Annotated in this window: 15 protein-coding genes; 8 read left to right on the forward strand and 7 right to left on the reverse strand. The window is 75.3% G+C overall.

Annotation, left to right across the window (positions count from 1 at the left end; genetic code table 11):
• Positions 1–52: 52 nt before the first annotated feature.
• Positions 53–1,213, reverse strand: coding sequence for a Vms1/Ankzf1 family peptidyl-tRNA hydrolase (locus A4V12_RS28640; protein WP_064072336.1), 1,161 nt, complete (start codon positions 1,211–1,213; stop codon positions 53–55).
• Between the two features lie 144 nt (positions 1,214–1,357).
• Between A4V12_RS28640 and A4V12_RS28645 the strand changes: the two genes are divergently transcribed.
• On the forward strand, positions 1,358–1,945 hold the full coding sequence (locus A4V12_RS28645; protein WP_064072337.1) for a TIGR03086 family metal-binding protein: 588 nt from the start codon (positions 1,358–1,360) through the stop codon (positions 1,943–1,945).
• A gap of 107 nt (positions 1,946–2,052) precedes the next feature.
• On the opposite strand, the gene A4V12_RS28650 is transcribed toward A4V12_RS28645, so the two are convergent.
• The 3 genes from A4V12_RS28650 to A4V12_RS28660 form a co-directional block, all read right to left on the reverse strand.
• Positions 2,053–2,598, reverse strand: coding sequence for a type 1 glutamine amidotransferase domain-containing protein (locus A4V12_RS28650; protein WP_064072338.1), 546 nt, complete (start codon positions 2,596–2,598; stop codon positions 2,053–2,055).
• A gap of 207 nt (positions 2,599–2,805) precedes the next feature.
• Positions 2,806–3,180, reverse strand: coding sequence for a DUF2795 domain-containing protein (locus A4V12_RS28655; protein WP_064072339.1), 375 nt, complete (start codon positions 3,178–3,180; stop codon positions 2,806–2,808).
• Between the two features lie 227 nt (positions 3,181–3,407).
• Positions 3,408–5,198 carry a thiamine pyrophosphate-requiring protein gene (locus A4V12_RS28660; protein ID WP_064072340.1) on the reverse strand — a complete coding sequence of 597 codons (1,791 nt, stop codon included), beginning with the start codon at positions 5,196–5,198 and terminating at the stop codon, positions 3,408–3,410.
• A 290-nt stretch (positions 5,199–5,488) separates the two neighbouring features.
• Between A4V12_RS28660 and A4V12_RS28665 the strand changes: the two genes are divergently transcribed.
• Positions 5,489–6,283 (forward strand): RNA polymerase sigma factor SigF, encoded by a 795-nt coding sequence (locus A4V12_RS28665; protein ID WP_064072341.1) that lies wholly within the window; start codon positions 5,489–5,491, stop codon positions 6,281–6,283.
• Here the strand turns inward: A4V12_RS28665 and A4V12_RS28670 are convergent.
• Positions 6,261–7,451 (reverse strand): PAS domain-containing protein, encoded by a 1,191-nt coding sequence (locus A4V12_RS28670; RefSeq protein WP_064072342.1) that lies wholly within the window; start codon positions 7,449–7,451, stop codon positions 6,261–6,263. The two genes, A4V12_RS28665 and A4V12_RS28670, sit on opposite strands and share 23 nt — an antisense overlap.
• A 92-nt stretch (positions 7,452–7,543) precedes the next feature.
• On the opposite strand from A4V12_RS28670, the gene A4V12_RS28675 reads away from it, so the two are divergent.
• From A4V12_RS28675 to A4V12_RS28685, 3 genes are all read left to right on the forward strand, one after another.
• On the forward strand, positions 7,544–8,272 hold the full coding sequence (locus A4V12_RS28675) for an ANTAR domain-containing response regulator (protein WP_064072343.1): 729 nt from the start codon (positions 7,544–7,546) through the stop codon (positions 8,270–8,272).
• 201 nt (positions 8,273–8,473) lie between these two features.
• Complete coding sequence (locus tag A4V12_RS28680; protein ID WP_064072477.1) at positions 8,474–9,700, forward strand: aminotransferase class I/II-fold pyridoxal phosphate-dependent enzyme; 1,227 nt, start codon at positions 8,474–8,476, stop codon at positions 9,698–9,700.
• Positions 9,701–9,713: 13 nt separating this feature from the next.
• Complete coding sequence (locus tag A4V12_RS28685; protein WP_064072344.1) at positions 9,714–10,748, forward strand: MBL fold metallo-hydrolase; 1,035 nt, start codon at positions 9,714–9,716, stop codon at positions 10,746–10,748.
• A 36-nt stretch (positions 10,749–10,784) separates the two neighbouring features.
• Here A4V12_RS28685 and A4V12_RS28690 read toward each other — a convergent pair whose 3' ends face one another.
• Together A4V12_RS28690 and A4V12_RS28695 are read right to left on the reverse strand one after the other, a co-directional pair.
• A complete protein-coding gene (locus A4V12_RS28690; RefSeq protein ID WP_064072345.1) occupies positions 10,785–11,390 on the reverse strand; it encodes a DedA family protein in 606 nt (201 codons plus the stop codon).
• The gene (locus A4V12_RS28695; protein WP_064072346.1) at positions 11,387–12,169 is read right to left on the reverse strand and encodes an MBL fold metallo-hydrolase; all 783 of its coding nucleotides are present in this window, start codon (positions 12,167–12,169) and stop codon (positions 11,387–11,389) included. Before A4V12_RS28695 ends, A4V12_RS28690 begins: the two co-directional genes overlap by 4 nt.
• A gap of 96 nt (positions 12,170–12,265) precedes the next feature.
• Between A4V12_RS28695 and A4V12_RS28700 the strand changes: the two genes are divergently transcribed.
• The 3 genes from A4V12_RS28700 to A4V12_RS28710 all read left to right on the forward strand — a co-directional run bounded on the left by A4V12_RS28700 (position 12,266) and on the right by A4V12_RS28710 (position 16,212).
• On the forward strand, positions 12,266–12,670 hold the full coding sequence (locus tag A4V12_RS28700; RefSeq protein WP_107415535.1) for a hypothetical protein: 405 nt from the start codon (positions 12,266–12,268) through the stop codon (positions 12,668–12,670).
• Between the two features lie 20 nt (positions 12,671–12,690).
• On the forward strand, positions 12,691–14,793 hold the full coding sequence (locus A4V12_RS28705; protein ID WP_064072348.1) for a phage holin family protein: 2,103 nt from the start codon (positions 12,691–12,693) through the stop codon (positions 14,791–14,793).
• A 66-nt stretch (positions 14,794–14,859) separates the two neighbouring features.
• Positions 14,860–16,212, forward strand: coding sequence for an amino acid permease (locus A4V12_RS28710; protein ID WP_064072349.1), 1,353 nt, complete (start codon positions 14,860–14,862; stop codon positions 16,210–16,212).
• The last annotated feature ends 211 nt before the right edge of the window (positions 16,213–16,423 follow it).

Here is a 16,423-nt window from a genome sequence, read left to right on the forward strand (position 1 = left end):
GCGGCCCGCCGCGACGGTCGCGGGGCCGGGGCGCGCCGGGGCCGCCCGCCGGTCAGGCCGGCTCCGCCGCGCGCTCGCGCTCCTTGTCGGCGTACGGCCAGCGCAGCAGCGCGCCCAGGCCGCCGACCGGCAGGTCGGCCTCGTCCTCGGGCCGGACCCGCAGCACCTCGGCGCCGGTCATGACCGCCGAACGGAGCAGCGCGTCGTCGGCACGGGCGGGCAGCGGTTCACGCTCGCCCAGGTAGTGCGTGTCGCTGCGGCGCACCGCGATCTGGTCCGGCTCGGCACCCACCCACACCTCGCGGTGCGCGTCGGGGCCCTCGGGGCGGATGAGCAGTTCCTCGATCCGGTGCTCGCGGGCCGCCTCCACGAGCGCGGGCACGCCCTCGGCGGCGGACGGCGGCGCGCCGGCGGGGGAGCGGGCGGCGCGGAACCGGTCCAGCTCCCGCTCGGCCAGCCGCCGCAGGTGGTCCTGACGGGCGGCCTCCACGTCCTCGTCGAGCAGCCGGACACCGGAACCGGGCGCGCGGCCGCCGTGCTCGCTCTCCACGGCCAGCGGGCGGACCTCCGCGGGCAGCCGCTCGTGCACCGAGTGCCGCTCGCGGACGTCACCGGCGAGCACGATCACGTCCGCGCCGGTCTCCTCCTCGCACTCGGCGAGGGCCTGCGCGATCCGTTCCGCGTTCTCCTCCCAGGTGTTCTCCACGCTCAGCTGGAAGTGCCGCTCCGACCAGTCGGCCGAACCGGTGCGGTGCACGGGCCAGTCGCGTCCCTCCACGTGCCCGGCCGGAGTGCCGCCCAGGGGGCTGCGCAGCTCCAGGTCGGCGCCGGTGCGGTCGATGTACGCGACCAGGCAGACCGGTTCCTGGGCGGCGAGGTCCAGCAGCGGGGCCAGCCGGGGCAGCGCGGCCCAGGTCACGTCGGCGGGGGCCAGGGGGCGGCGGGTCAGCGGCGGGTCGAGGACGACCTCGCCGTGCGCCGCGAACACCGCGCGCCCGGCCTCGCCCGCCGGCCGCGGCCAGGCGGTCAGCGCGTCGTGCACGGCCCGCTCGGTGGCGGGATCGCAGCCCTGGGCGGCCAGGGTGCGGCAGGCGTCCCTGGCCTGGAGCTCCAGCCGTTCCCGCGCGGACTCGTCGACCCGTGACGTGTCCAGATAGACACTGGCCCACGGTGCCGGGCGGTCGAAGAGGCTGGTCAGAAAGGCGAGTTGCATGGCTCCCTCCCGGAGGCCGGAATCAGGGCCCGGGACGGGTACCCGAGGCCCCGTGGGCCACACAGGTCACTCGCGTGGCGCCCGCGCCGGGAGCCGGGAAGAGTGGACCGGGTGACAGCAGCGGATCGACGGAGGTGACCCGAGGTGCCGAACCCCCATGTGCCCAGCACGCTCCTCGCCCGGCACGGCGAGGCGCTCGACCTGTTCGGCGCGCGGGTGCACGCCGTCCGTGCGGACCAGTGGGACGCCCCGACGCCCTGCACCGACTGGTCGGTCCGTGACCTGGTCAACCACCTCACCGCCGAGCAGTTGTGGGTGGCGCCGCTGGTGCGCGAGCGGAAGACCCTCGACCGGATCGGTGACGCCTTCGAGGGCGACGTGCTCGGTGACGACCCGGTCGGGGCGTGGGACCGGGCCGCCGCGGAGTCCCGCGACGCCTTCCTGGAGAAGGGCGCCCTGGACCGTACCGTGCACCTCTCGTCCGGGCCGACCCAGGCCACCGCCTACTGTTCGCAGATGGTCTCCGACCTGGTGGTGCACGCCTGGGACCTGTCCCGGGCGATCGGCGCGGACGAACGGCTGCCGGAGGACCTGGTCGACTTCACGGTGCGGGAGGTGTCCCCGTACGCCGACAGCCTCGCCGGGAGCGGCCTGTTCGCCCCGCGGGTCACACCCCCGCCGGACGCCGACGAGCAGACGAAGCTGCTGGCGATGGTCGGGCGCCGGGCGTGACCCGGCGGGGCTCCGCGTGACCCGGCGGGACTCCGCCCGAACACGACGAGGCTCCTCGTCCGCCGCGCGGGACGAGGAGCCGTTCGGGGTTCGGGCGTCCTGACCGGTCAGCCGCCCGAAGCCTTGGCGAACTCCGCCGTGAACGCCTCGCAGAACGCCTTGAGGTCGTCCGGCTTGCGACTGGTGATCAGGGTGCTGGGCCGGGCCCCGCACACCTTCACCTGCTCGTCCACCCACTCGCCGCCGGCGTTGCGGATGTCGGTCCGCAGGCTCGGCCACGAGGTGAGCGTACGGCCGCGCAGCACGTCGGCCTCCACCAGCGTCCACGGACCGTGACAGATCGCCGCGACCGGCTTGCCCGCCTCGAAGAAGTCCCGTACGAACGCGACGGCCTTCTCGTCCATGCGCAGGAAGTCCGGGTTGGCGACACCGCCGGGCAGCACCAGGCCGCCGTAGTCGCCGGCCGAGGTGTCGGCCACGGTCCGGTCGACGGGGAAGGTGTCCGCCTTGTCGAGGTGGTTGAGCGCCTGGATCTCACCCGGCTCGGTCGAGACGAGCACCGGGGTGTCACCGGCGTCCTTCACCGCCTGCCACGGGTCGGTGAGCTCTACCTGTTCGACGCCTTCGGGCGCCACGAGAAACGCGATCTGCACAGTGGTTCCTTTCTGGCTGTCCTATGGGCCGCGTCCTGCGGGAACACGCGGTGGGCCGTGCGGTCGGGCCGGGCCGGCCGCTCACGGCGGGCCGCACCGGTGGCGGCCGTCCCGCCGTGAGCGACCGCCTCCCGCTGTCCGTCCCCGTCCGTCGTCCCCTTCGTCCGATGCGCCCGGAGTACCCGGACCCGGTCCCTTCATGCCGCTCTACGCCGGATGCGGCGGCCGCTCCAGTGCCACCGCCACGTCCTGCACGCTGCGGTAGGTGTGATCGCCGGGCAGCTCCGCCACCCGCTCCACGAGCGGGTCGGGCGCGTGCCGTTCCCGCAGCATCCGCAACAGGTCGCCGCGGTGCGCGGGGAACGGCGTACGGGCCAGATGCCGCCCCAGTTCCAGGCGCAGCGCCTCGAACGGGTCGGTGTGGGCCCGGGGCGGTGCCAGTTCCGGGTCGTCCTCGGCAACCGGCTCCGGGTCGTGCCACTCCTCGGTCCTCGTCGGGTGCCCGGACCTGAGCAGCCCCTTGAGCTGGTGCTTCATCTCGTCGTCCTGGCGGCGGCTGAGCCGGTCGCTGCCTCGCTGCATGGCGCCCTCCACGATCTTGCGGGTGCGGTCGCCGGGCGGGTACCCGGAGGGGCCGGGGCAAACCCGGGTTTGGGGACCGGAGGAGCGGGGGACTCGCGGCGGCGGCCCGAGCGGCCAGGGGTGACAGGGGAAGAGGTCCCGGGCGCGGACGGCGGTACGCGCCCGGGACCCGTCCGCGTTCCGCGGCGCCGGAACCGCCTGCGGCCGGCGGCTTCGGCGCCGGCGCCTCATGACCTCCGGCCCGGCAGGAACTCCTGCACCTTCGCCTTCAGCCCCTGCTTCACGACGGAGGCACGCGCGGCGTCGCCCTTGGCGAGTGCCGCGACGGTCGACTCCAGCTGCTGCCAGGTCGCGTGCGGCGGGATCGGCGGTACGGACGGGTCGGTGACGAACTCGACGACCGCCGGCCCGTCCGCCGCCAGCGCCATGCGCCAGGCGCTCTCCACCTCGTCCGGCTTCTCCACCCGCAGACCGGTCAGCCCGATGGACTCGGCGAACAGCGCGTACGGCACGTCCGGCAGCTCCTGGGACGGCAGGAACGACGGGGCGTCGCCCATGGCGCGCAGCTCCCAGGTCACCTGGTTGAGGTCCCGGTTGTTCCAGACGCCGATGACCAGCCGCGGATCCTCCCACTGGTGCCGGTACTTGGCGGCTGTGATCAGCTCGGCCAGCCCGTTCATCTGCATCGCGCCGTCCCCGGCCAGGGCCACCACCGGCCGGTCGGGGTGCGCGAACTTGGCGCCGATCGCGTACGGCACGGCGCATCCCATCGTCGCCAGCGTCCCGGACAGCGAGCCACGCATGTCGCCGCGCATCGTGATGTGCCGGGCGTACCAGTTGGCGACGGACCCGGAGTCGGCGGTCACCACGGCCCGGTCCGGCAGCAGCGGCGACAGGGCCCGTGCCACGTGCTCCGGGTTCAGCGGGTCGGCCGACACGCCCGCCCGCCGGTCCATGACCTCCTCCCAGCGCCGCACCGACTTCTCGATCTGCTCCCGCCAGCCGCGCCGCCGGTTGCGCCGCAGCAGCGGGATCAGCCGGCGCAGCGTGGCGCGGGAGTCGCCGATCAGGTTCACCTCGTACGGGTAGCGCATGCCCGCCATGTGCGGGTCGAGGTCGATCTGCACCGCCCTCGCCTGCCCGTACTCGGGGAGGAACTGGCTGTAGGGGAAGCTGGAACCGATCGTGAGCAGGGTGTCGCAGCCCTGCATCAGCTCCCAGGACGGGCGGGTGCCCAGCAGCCCGATGGAGCCGGTGACGTACGGCAGTTCGTCGGACAGGGCGTCCTTGCCGAGCAGCGCCTTGGCCACGCCGGCCCCCAGCAGTTCGGCGACCTCCTCGACCTCCGCGCGGGCGCCCGCCGCGCCCTGGCCGATGAGGACGGCCGGTTTCTCGCCGGAGTTGAGCACCTCGGCGGCCCGTTCCAGCGCGTCGCCGGAGGGCACCGCCGTCCAGGCGCTCCGGTCGAGGCTGGAGGGCACCATCTTGAACTCGTGGGTGGGCGGGGTGTACTCCAGCTCCTGCACGTCCCCCGGCACGATCACCACGGTCGGGCAGCGGCGCGCGTACGCCGTGCGGATCGCCCGGTCCAGGACGTTGGGGAGCTGTTCGGGGACGTTCACCGTGGCGATGAAGTCGGAGGCGACGTCCTTGAAGAGCGAGTGGAGGTCCACCTCCTGCTGGTACGAACCGCCCATGGCGCTGCGGTGCGTCTGCCCCACGATCGCCACCACCGGCACGTGGTCGAGCTTCGCGTCGTACAGGCCGTTCAGCAGGTGGATCGCGCCCGGCCCCGAGGTCGCCACGCACACCCCGAGCCGGTGCGCGAACTTGGCGTAGCCGACCGCCTGGAGGGCGGCCATCTCCTCGTGGCGGGCCTGGATGAAGCGTGGCTGGTTCTCGGCGCGGCCCCAGGCGGCGATCAGCCCGTTGATCCCGTCACCCGGATAGCCGAACACGTACTCGACGTCCCAGTCGCGCAGCCGCGCGAGAATCCGATCGGCGACATCCATGCTCATCTGCGGTCCTCCTGGCCTGGCACACGGTAGTTACTCGCCGGTAGAAAATGGCGCGCCCCGGCGGCACGGGCCCGGGTACCGCGTCCCCGAGGAGCGGAAACGCCGAAAGGCGGCCAGCATGGAATGAGGAGTTTGCCGGGGTTGGCCCCGGGCATGCGCATCTCGTGCTTCGGACCGGAGGCACGTCCGTAGGAGCGGCGATCCGTTCCGGGCGTGTCCCCTGCCCGGAGAAAGGAGCTCTCCTCGGGGTGACAGCCAACCGTCAGCACCGTTCAGGGAGCTGAAAAGCAATGCGAACCCTTGCCCACACGAAGCATCCGCACGACGACGCCCCCGACACCGCCGAGGCGTTCCAGCGCCTGGCCACGCTGCCGGAGGGCGAGGAACGGGAAGCGGTCCGCCAGGACATCGTCCGGGCGTGGCTCCCCATGGCGGACCGGCTCGCCGGCCGGTTCCGCAACCGGGGCGAGTCGCTGGAGGACCTCAAGCAGGTCGCCGCCCTCGGTCTGGTCAAGGCCGTGGACCGGTACGACCCCGAGCGCGGAGCGGCGTTCGAGAGCTTCGCCGTCCCCACCATCACCGGCGAGATCAAGCGCCACTTCCGCGACCACATGTGGACCCTTCACGTACCGCGCCGGGTCCAGGACCTGCGGGGCCGCGTCCGCGCCGCCTACCAGGAGCTCTCGCACACGGTCGGAGGCCGCGCTCCCACCGTGTCCGAGATCGCCCAGAAGGCCGGGATGACCGAGGAGGAGGCGATGGCCGGGCTGGAGGCCCTGGACAGCTTCACCGCCCTCTCCCTGGACGCCGAGCTGCCCGGCACCGAGGACGGGTACACGCTCGTCGACGCCCTCGGCGGGCCCGACCCGGCCCTCGACGTGGTCATCGACCGCGAAGCGGTCAAGCCGCGCCTGCGCAGCCTGCCCGAACGCGAGCAGAAGATCCTCTACATGAGGTTCTTCCGCGACATGACGCAGAGCCGCATCGCCGAGGACCTCGGCATCTCCCAGATGCACGTGTCCCGGCTGATCAGCCGCTGCTGCAGCCAGATGCGGGAGGACATCATGCGGGACGTCGCCGCATAGCCAGGGCGATGTGGCGGGACATCACATCGGCGGCCCTCCCCTCGGCCATCGAGAACGCCCGCCGCCCGCCCGTGCGGAAGAGCGTCAGCACGCCCAGCACGCCGCCGTCCTCCCGCACGAGGGGCACGCACAGCAGCGAGCCGACACCGGCCCGCGCCAGGACCGACGCGCCCGAGGCGTCCTCGCCGAACGCGAGGATGTCCTCGGGCCGCACCTGCAACGAGGCCGAACCGCTCCGCGCCACCTCCACCACCAGCGGGCACGCCGCCGGGTGCTGCCCCGCCAGGGCCCTCCACAGCGGCCCGTCCGCCTCCCGCGCCGGCCCCAGCACCACCGCCCGGCGCGACGGCGGCGCCCCCGCCGGGCCCGCCGCCGTGCCGGCCACTGCGTCGGCCACCACCCAGTCCGCGAACCGGCCGTGCAGCACCCGCGCGGCCGCCGCCAGCGCCGCGTCCGGGTCACCGGGCGGGCTCGACAGCAGCGCGCACGCCATCGCGTCCACCAGGTCCATCGCCCCGGCCCGCTCCGTGACCCCCGCGAGGTCCGGCGGCACCGGCCGGCGCCCCGCGTGCCCGGCCGCCGCGGGCACCGCCCCGCCCGCCGCCCCCGCCGCCCCCGCCGCGCCCGGCTGGAGCACCACCAGCACCGTCGCCTGCGGCTCTCCCGGCAGCGCCAGCGCGACCAGCGACGCACGCACCGGCTCGTCCGGCCGCTGCTGGAGCCGTACCGTCAGGCTGCGGGCGCCCTCACCGCGCGCCGCGGCCGCCGCCTGCGTACGGAACGGGACACGGTCGCCCGAGGCCAGCAGCCCGGCCAGCGGACGGCCCGCCGCGTAACCGGCGCGGACCCCCGTCAGCGCCGTCGCGGCGACGTTCATCCGGCGCACCACGGTGCCCCGGTCGACCAGCGCCACCGGGACCGGCAGCCGCTGGAACAGCGTCCGCAGCAACTGCCGCTCGTGCCGGTCGGCCGACGTGCCGTCCGGCGCCCGGGCCGCCAGCCGCTCGTAGCGCGGCCAGAGCGAATCCGCCGCGTGCTGGAGCTCGAAGAGCGCCGCGTCCAGCACACCCCGCCGCTCGTCGGGGGGCAGGGCGCGGGCGGCGCGCAGCTCGGCGACCCGCCGTGCGAAATCCGCGAGGTCCTCGCCGAAGTCGTCCGTCAGCGTCATTCCAGCACCGTAACCGGGCCCCGCGGCCCGGAGGTACGGCCGTTTCCCGCCGCCCGTCCGGGGGCAGCCGCAGCGGGAGAGGAGGGCGCGCCATGTTTCCCGACCAGGAGTACGAAGGCCCCGAACCCGCCTCCACCGTACGCAAGCTGCACCGGCTGGCCGAGGAGTGCGTGCGCTCCGTACCCGCCTGCTGCGGCGCCGTCGCCACGCTCGGCGACGGCCGCCGGGACGCCTCCGGCGAACGCCGCGTCAGCGCCACCCACCCCGACCTCGCGGCCCTCGTGGCCGTCCAGTTCGACGCGGGCGACGGACCCATCCGCACCGCGCTCGACACCGGCGCCCCGGTCGGCACCGCGGACCTCCTCACCGACCGGCGCTGGCCCGACTACCGGGCGGCGGCGCTCGGAACCGGCGTACGGGCCGGGGTCACGCTCCCCTTCCGCCGGGCCGGCACGGACCTCACCCTCGACCTGTACGGCTACCGGCCGGGCTCCCTGGACCACGCCGCCCACGGGAGCCTCGCCCTCCTCGGCGAGGAGGTCACGGTGGGCCTCGCCCGGGACCGGCGGTACCGCGCCGCCCTCGCCGAGGCCGGCCAGCTCGCCGCGGCGCTGCGCACCCGGCCCGACATCGACCGGGCCGGCGGGATCGTCATGCACGTCCTGGGCTGCGACGCCGACCGGGCGTACGCGGTGCTGCGGCACGTCTCGCAGCTCACCAACCGCAAGCTCGCGGACGTCGCCGGGCAGGTCGTCCGCACCCGGGGCCGCGGCCTGGAGGAGGAGCTGGCCCGTCTCGCACCCGGCGCGGGACACCGGTGACGGCGCGGCGCGCCACGGGCTCGCGGCGGGCCCCGGGGGACCGGGCACGGGTCGGGAGCCGGCCGAGGGGCGGGCCCCGGGGGACCGGGGCGGGCCGCTCCGGAGCGGCGATTTGCGTGGAACCTCCGTATAAAGGGCTATAGGGCTGGGCAGATGTCCCGGGACCACCAGCGGCGGCGCACCAGCGGCGGAGGTGAGGGCATGCGGCAGCCGGACACCAAGGGGCGCGGCCCCGTCCGCTACGGACCGCCCGCCCCCGACACCGGCCTGCCCGTGCCGCCCGAGCTCGCCTCGGTCCTCGCGGCCGCCGCCGGCCGCACCGAACCCGAACCGCCCGGAGGCGGCGAGGCCCTGCGCGGCGCGGCCTGCGGCTACTGGGGGCGGCGCGGCCTGCGCTGCGACCCCGACGACATCGCCGCCGCGCCCGGCGCCCAGCCGCTGCTGTCCGCCCTCATGGCCGCCCACGGCGGCGACGTCCTCATGCCGCGGCCCTGCCCCGCCTGGTGGACCCCGCAGGCCAGGCTGCTGGGCCGGCCCGCGTACCACGTACCGACCCCCGCCGAGTGCGGAGGCGTGCCCGACCCGTTCGCCCTGCTGGAGACCGTACGGCGGGTCCGCGCCGAGGGCGGCCACCCGGCGGTCCTGCTGCTCTCCGTGGCCGACGACCCCACCGCCACGGTCGCCCCGCCCGAGGTGGTGCGCGAGGCGTGCGAGGCCGCCGTCGCCGAGGGCCTGCACATCATCAGCGACGAGACCTGGCGCGACACCGTGCACGAGCCGCACGACACCGTCCTCGTCAGCCCCGCCGAGATGTGCCCCGACGACGTCACCGTCCTGTGCGACCTCGCCGGCGCCCTCACCCCCGCCGCCTGGCCGGCCGCCATCGCCCGCTTCCCGCCCGCGGGGCCCCGCCCGGACCGCCGCGCCCGCACCCTGGACCGGCTCACCGCCCTCGGCGCGCAGGTCGCCGCCCCCGTCGCCGCGGCCGCCGCCCACGCGCTGGGCGAACCCGCCGCCGTGACCGCCCGCGCGGCGGCCGGCGCCGCCCTGCACGCCCGCGTGGCGGCCGCCGCGCACCACGCCGTACTGACCGCCGGGGCGCTCGCCCTGCCGCCCCGGGCCGGACGGCACCTGTACGCCGACCTCGGCCCGCTCCGCGCCCCCCTCGCCGGGCGCGGCGTGACCGACTCCATGGAGCTGGAGGAGTACCTGACGGACCGCCTCGGCGTGCCCGTCCCCGGCGGCCACCGGTTCGGCGACGAACTCGGCGCCCTCAGGGTGCGCCTGTCGACCTGGCCCCTCCTCGGAGCAACCCCCGAGGAGCGCACGGAGTCCCTCACAGCGGCGGACCCGCTGGACGCGCCGCCCGTGGCGGAAGCGCTGGAAAGGTTCGGTTCCGCGTTGCACGAACTGCGGGAACCACGGTGAACGGAGCTGGCAGATGACGGAACGGACGGCACCCACCGAGCAGCCCGCCCCCGACGGCGGCCCCACCGCGCCCGCCGGACACCCCATGGGCGACGACCCGCACCCGGCCGCCGCACCCCGCACCTGGCCGCGCTCCTTCGCCGACCGGCTGACCGCCCCGCTCCCCGGCGTACGCGCCATGGCGAGGCTCGCCCGCGAGGGGGCGGTGCGCCCGAACGCCGAAGGGCTCCGGGACGTCCCGCACCTGCCGTACGCCCCGCGACCGCTGCCCCCCGTGCGCCCCGGATCCGTCGCCGTCACCTGGGCCGGCCACGCCAGCTGGATCGTCCGGACCGGCGGGCTCACCGTCCTCACCGACCCCGTCTGGTCCCGCCGCATCCTCGGCACGCCCGCCCGCATCACCCCCGTCGGCGTCCGTTGGGAGGAACTGCCGCCCGTCGACGCCGTCGTCATCAGCCACAACCACTACGACCACCTCGACGCCCCCACCATCAGGAGGCTGCCGCGCCACACCCCGGTCTTCGTCCCCGCCGGGCTCGGCCGCTGGTTCCGGCGCCGCCGCTTCACCCGCGTCACCGAACTCGACTGGTGGGAGAGCGCCGAACTGCGCGGCGTCCGCTTCCACTTCGTACCGTCCCACCACTGGTCCAAGCGGACCCTCACCGACACCTGCCGCTCCCTGTGGGGCGGCTGGGTGCTCGCCGACCCCCACGGACACCGCGTCTACTTCGCGGGCGACACCGGCTACGGACACTGGTTCACGGAGATCGGCCGCCGCCATCCCGGCATCGACATCGCCCTGCTCCCCATCGGCGCCTACGCCCCCCGCTGGTGGCTGCGCGACGTCCACACCGACCCTGAGGAGGCCGTGCAGGCCTTCCTGGACCTCGGCGCCCGCAACATGGCCCCCATGCACTGGGCCACGTTCGTCCTCTCCTCCGAACCCGTCATGGAACCCCTCACCCGCGTCCGCGCCGCCTGGCAGGAGGCGGGCCTGCCCCGCGAGCGCCTGTGGGACCTCCCGGTCGGCGGCTCACGCCTTCTTTAGCGGCTCGGCCCGGCTCCGGGGCGCCCCGCCGGCCCTTCAGGTCCGCCACCGCCGCCACACCGACGGCACCGCCCCCACCAGCACCGTCAGCACCACCGCCGCCAGGACGCCCTGCCAGGGGGAGGCGAACAGCGAGCCGCCCAGGACACCGATCAACTGGTACGTCAGCGCCCACGCCAGGCACGCCGGAAGGTTGCCGCGCACGAAACGGCGCAGCGGCATCCGGGCCAGCAGGCACGCCAGCATCACGGGTATCCGCCCCGCCGGAACGAGCCGGGACAGCACCAGCACCGACACCCGGTGCTCCTCCACCTTGGCCCGCGCCTGCTCCAGCCGGTCCGGGGCCGCCCGCGCGCGCAGCGCCTCCAGCCACCGCGAACCGTTCTTCGAGTGCACCCCGCGCCGCCCCAGCCAGTACAGCGCCACGTCCCCCACGAACGCCGCCCCCGCCGCCAGCACGAACACCACCAGCAGCGCCCCCGGCGACGTCTGGTGGAACGCCACCACCGCCGCCGAACTGACGATCGCCCCGGTCGGAATCACCGGCACCAGCGCCCCCAGGGCCACCAGCAGGAACAGCGCCGGATAGCCGACCGCGTGCTGGGTCGACTCCGACACCTGACCCACCACGGCATCGATCACCCGGACACCTCCGGCCGCACGCTCTCACCGTGCCCCAGCCGGTGCACCGCCACCCCCGGCGCCAGCCGCGCCGCGTGCCGCACGAACTCGTCGCCCGGCGCGTGGAACTCGTGCGGCCGCACCCCGTCCAGCCCGATCGGCCAGTACGTGCCGTAGTGCACCGGAACGGCCGCCCGCGGCGCCAGCTCGGCCAGCGCCCGCGCCGCCCGGCCCGCGTCCAGGTGCCCGTGCCCCAGGAACGGCCCCCATCCGCCGACCGGCAGCAGCGCCACGTCCACCTCGCCCACCGCCCGCGCCATCCCGTCGAACAGCCCGGTGTCCCCCGCGAAGTACGTACGCGCCTCGCCGGCGATCACGTACCCGAGCGCGGGGGAGCGGTGCGGCCCCACCGGCAGCCGCCGCCCGTCGTGGCGCGCCGGCACCGCCCGTACCACCAGCTCCTCCACCTTCACCTCGTCCCCGGCGGCCACCTCGGTCACCCGCAGCCCGCCCGCCGCGGCAAGCCGCCGCAGACCCGGCACCGCACGGCCCGCCCCGGCCGGCACCACCAGGCGCGTACCCGGAGCGAGCCGGGCCAGCGACGGCAGATGCAGGTGATCGGAGTGCAGGTGCGAGATGAGCACCACCTCCGCCCGCGCGGCGGCCGGGGGCGGCACCGCGCCCCGCCGCCGCCGCAGATGCGCGAGCCGGCGCACGAACAACGGATCGGTCAGCACCCGCACCCCCGAGTCCTGGACCGTACACGTCGCATGACCCCACCACGTGACCTCGACCGCCACCGCCCGCCCTCCTCGCTCCCGCCGTGCCCGTACGAGCTCTTACGAGCGTAAATGCGCGCCTCCTCGCCCGGGGGTGATCGGAGTAGGGTCGGCGGCATGGACGACGTACGCGTGGCGGCGATCGCCAGTCTGACGCCGCTCGAGGAGCTCGACAGCGACCCCTTCCTGGTCGACACCCGCAGCCAGCACGCCATGTGCGAGCGCTGGGCGGCCGGCATGGGCTACGTCGTCAGCCGGCAACTGCTCTCCTACGGCATGCGGCCCGACCACCGGACCCTCTGGGCCGACGTCGAGGCCGGCGCGGTCGACCTGTTCGTCGTGCCCAACGAACGGGTCCTCGACCGGGCGCTGACCTCCGCGCGGGACTTCACCGCCGAGTGCGCCCGCCGCGGCGTACGGCTGGAGACGGCCGGCCTGGACGAACCGGCGTACGACGCCGGGATGAAGGCCCGTGTGCACCGCCGGCTCTCCATGCCGACCGCGGGCTACGACGGCTGCTGAGCGGGGCGGGAGCGAACGGCGTGGTCCAGGCACGGTGGCGTACGGCGGGCGGTGCCCTGCTGCGGGTCGTCGTGGTGTGGGCGGTCTCCACCCTCACTCTGCTCGCGCTCGCCGGGATCCTGCCCGACTTCCAGCTCCAGTCCGACGACGGCGACAGCATCACCCGGACCGCGGTCACCGCCGCCTGGGGCGCTGGGGCCTTCGGCCTGCTCAGCGCCCTGGTGTGGCCGCTGGCGGTCCGCGCCCTGCTGCTCGTCCCCGCCCTGGTCCTCGGACTCCTCGCCTTCTTCCTCAACGGCTCGCTGCTGCTCCTCGCGCTGTGGCTCATCCCCGACGGGCGCGGCGAGGCCGCTCCGGAGAACGCCGTGGCGGTGGCCGCCGTGATGTCGGCCGTCGCGTCGGCCACCTCCACCGCCCTCGCCGTGCGCGACGACAACGCCTACCGGCGCCGCCTGTACCGGCTCGCCGGCCGCAGCCGCTCCGCACCGCCCGCGCTGGGCCCCGCGAGCCCGCCCGGCACGGTGTTCATCCAGCTCGACGGCGTCGGGCACCAGGTGCTGCGGCAGGCCGTCGCCGACGGGGTGATGCCCACCGTCGCCGGATGGCTCGCCTCCACCCACCGCCTCACCTCCTGGCGCACCGACTGGTCCAGCCAGACCGGCGCCAGCCAGCTCGGCATCCTGCACGGCTCCAACCACGACGTGCCCGCCTTCCGCTGGTACGAGAAGGACACCGGCCGGCTCATGGTCAGCAACCGGCCCGCCAGCGCCGTCGAACTCCAGCGCCGCGCCATCGCGCGCACCGGCGACGGCGGGCTGCTCACCCTGGACGGCGCGAGCCGCGGCAACCTGTTCAGCGGCGGCGCCGACCAGCTCGCCCTGGTCCTGTCCGTCTCGGCCCGCCGGGGCCGCCGCAACCGCTCCCGCGCCGGGTACGTCGCCTACTTCCGCGACCCCGCCAACGCCGTCCGCACCGCCATCTCCTTCGTCGCCGAGGTCGCCCGGGAGATCGGTCAGTCCACCCGCTCGCGGATCAGGGGCGAGACGCCCCGGGTCGGCCGCGGTGGGCTGTACCCCTTCATCCGGGCCTTCGCGACCGTCGTCGAACGGGACGTGGTCGTCGCCGCCGTGATGGGCGACATGCTGGCCGGCCGCGCCGCCGTGTACGCCGACCTCGTCGCGTACGACGAGGTCGCCCACCACTCCGGGCCGCACAGCCGGGACGCCCTGAAGGTGCTGGAGCGCCTCGACCGCTCCCTGGCCCTGATCGCCAAGGTGGCCGACCACGCCCCGCGCCCCTACCGCATCGTGCTCCTCTCCGACCACGGCCAGAGCCCCGGCGAGACCTTCGAGTCGGCGTACGGGCTGACGCTGCGGGACCTGGTCCGGGCCGGCTGCGGACTGCCCGTTCCCCGCCGCGCCCAGCACACCCCGAGCGGCGCCGAGGCGCGCGGCGCCCTGCGCAGCGCGGTGCACCTGCCCGTGGAGGAGGGCCGCGAGGAGCGCCCGCCCCGCACGTCCGAGCCGATCGTGCTGGCCTCCGGGAACCTGGGCCTCGTCTCGTTCCCCGACGTGCGCTACCGCATGTCCCGCGAGGAGATCGACCGCCGCCACCCCGCCCTGCTGCGCACCCTCGCCGACCACCCGGGCATCGGCTTCCTGCTCGTCCGCAGCGAGCGGCACGGCTCGGTGGTCCTCGGCCCCGCCGGTGCGGAGGTCCCGGTCGACGACCTCACCGACGACGGGCCGCTCGCGGTCTTCGGCCCCGGCGCGGCGGACGCCGTCCGGCGCACCGACTCCTTCCCGCACGCCGCCGACATCATGGTCAATTCCGTGTACGACCCGGAGACCGGCACCGTGCACGCCTTCGAGGAGCAGATCGGCTCCCACGGCGGGCTCGGCGGCGAGCAGTCGGAGGCGTTCCTGCTGTCCCCCCGCACGCTCTCCCCGCCGGCCGCGGACGGTTCCCGCCCGGTGGGCGCCGAGGAGGTCCACCGGGTGCTGCGGCGCTGGCTGAGGGAGAGCCAGGGCCCGCAGGTTCCCGTGCAGGAAATACCGCCACGGCCGCAAGCGGAAGAAGCTTTTCCGGCAGCCGACCGCGTCGTGCCGGACAAACACGGGTGATTTGGTGCAGCGTTCGCCGTACCTGACCATGTTCAGGTTTGTACGGCGAAAGGCGCACCACCCCCCATGAGCACCACCCCCCTCATCACCGACCCCACCCCCGACGAGCGGTCCAAGCACGCCCGCAGCTTCGGCCTGCCCGTCGCGACCGCCCTGGTCATGGGCAACATCATCGGCGGCGGGATCTTCCTGCTGCCCGCCTCCGTCGCCCCCTACGGCACCATCAGCCTCGTCGCCTTCGCCGTCCTCACGGCGGGCGCCATCGCCCTCGCGCTCGTCTTCGGCCGCCTCGCCCGGCGCCACCCCCTCACCGGCGGCCCCTACGTCTACGCCCGCGAGGCGTTCGGCGACTTCGCCGGCTTCCTCTCGGCCTGGTCGTACTGGATCACCACCTGGGTCTCCAACGCGGCCCTCGCCGTCGCCGCCGTCGGCTACCTCGACGTCCTCCTCCCGGTCCAGGACTCCACGGCCGCGACCATCGCCGCCGCGCTCGCCCTCCAGTGGCTGCCCGCCCTCGCGAACCTCGCCGGCACGCGGTACGTCGGCGCCGTGCAGCTCGTCGCCACCGTCCTGAAGTTCGTGCCGCTCCTCCTGGTGGCGATCGGCGGCCTGTTCTTCTTCGACTCCGCGAACCTCGGGCCCTTCCAGGCGAGCGACACCGGCGCCGTCGGCGCGGTGTCGGCGTCCGCCGCCATCCTGCTCTTCAGCTACCTGGGCGTGGAGTCCGCGGCGGTCAGCGCCGGCGAGGTCCGCGACCCGCGGCGCAACGTCGGCCGCGCCACCATCCTCGGCACCCTCGGCGCGGCCGTCATCTACCTGCTGGGCACCCTGTCCGTCTTCGGGCTCGTCGCCCACGACCGGCTCGTCGAGTCCAGCGCGCCCTTCTCCGCCGCCGTCAACAGCATGTTCGGCGGCTCCTGGGGCGGCACCGCCGTGGCCTGCATGGCCCTGGTCTCCATGGTCGGCGCCCTGAACGGCTGGACCCTGCTCAGCGCCCAGACCCCGTACGCGGCGGCCAAGGACGGCCTGTTCCCGCAGATGTTCACCCACAAGCGGCGCGGCGTCCCCACCTACGGCGTCCTGGTCACCGTCGTGCTCGCCTCCCTGCTGACCGTCTACAACTACACGGCCGGCTCCGAGGGCGTCTTCGAGATCCTGGTCCTCGTCACCACCTTCACCGCCACGGTGCCCTACCTGCTGTCGACGGCCGCACAGATCTACTTCCTGGCCTCCGGCCGCGCCGACCGGGTCGACCGCCCCCGCCTCGTCCGGGACGCCGTCCTCGCGGCCGTCGCCTTCGCCTTCTCCATGTGGCTGGTCGCCGGCTCCGGATACGCGGCGGTCTACCAGGGCGTGCTGTTCCTCTTCGCGGGCGTGCTGGTCTACGCCTGGATGTCCGCCCGCAAGAACCGGGCCTGACCCCCGGCGGGCCCGGGCCTCGCGGGCGGGCGGGCCCGGGTGCCGGTCCGGCGCGTGCAGGCCGGGTCCGCGTGGCTGGCCCGCGCACCCGGCCCGCGCGCCCGGCCCGCCGGAAAATCGGCTGCGCCGGGCGGGGGCGGGCGCCCACACTGGGCGGGCCCGGCGTCCGTCCGGGCGTCGAACGGTCCGGGCGCGCCGCCGCACCGGACCC

The organism is Streptomyces noursei (assembly GCF_001646665.1).
GTDB lineage: Bacteria > Actinomycetota > Actinomycetes > Streptomycetales > Streptomycetaceae > Streptomyces > Streptomyces lavendulocolor.

What these genes read in the sequence shown, in the direction of transcription:
- A4V12_RS28640 (WP_064072336.1), bottom strand. Translation starts at nt 1,213, where the DNA reads ATGCAACTCGCCTTTCTGACCAGCCTCTTCGACCGCCCGGCACCGTGG.
- A4V12_RS28655 (WP_064072339.1), bottom strand. Translation starts at nt 3,180, where the DNA reads ATGCAGCGAGGCAGCGACCGGCTCAGCCGCCGCCAGGACGACGAGATG.
- A4V12_RS28660 (WP_064072340.1), bottom strand. Translation starts at nt 5,198, where the DNA reads ATGAGCATGGATGTCGCCGATCGGATTCTCGCGCGGCTGCGCGACTGG.
- A4V12_RS28665 (WP_064072341.1), top strand. Translation starts at nt 5,489, where the DNA reads ATGCGAACCCTTGCCCACACGAAGCATCCGCACGACGACGCCCCCGAC.
- A4V12_RS28670 (WP_064072342.1), bottom strand. Translation starts at nt 7,451, where the DNA reads ATGACGCTGACGGACGACTTCGGCGAGGACCTCGCGGATTTCGCACGG.
- A4V12_RS28675 (WP_064072343.1), top strand. Translation starts at nt 7,544, where the DNA reads ATGTTTCCCGACCAGGAGTACGAAGGCCCCGAACCCGCCTCCACCGTA.
- A4V12_RS28680 (WP_064072477.1), top strand. Translation starts at nt 8,474, where the DNA reads ATGCGGCAGCCGGACACCAAGGGGCGCGGCCCCGTCCGCTACGGACCG.
- A4V12_RS28685 (WP_064072344.1), top strand. Translation starts at nt 9,714, where the DNA reads ATGACGGAACGGACGGCACCCACCGAGCAGCCCGCCCCCGACGGCGGC.
- A4V12_RS28700 (WP_107415535.1), top strand. Translation starts at nt 12,266, where the DNA reads ATGGACGACGTACGCGTGGCGGCGATCGCCAGTCTGACGCCGCTCGAG.
- A4V12_RS28710 (WP_064072349.1), top strand. Translation starts at nt 14,860, where the DNA reads ATGAGCACCACCCCCCTCATCACCGACCCCACCCCCGACGAGCGGTCC.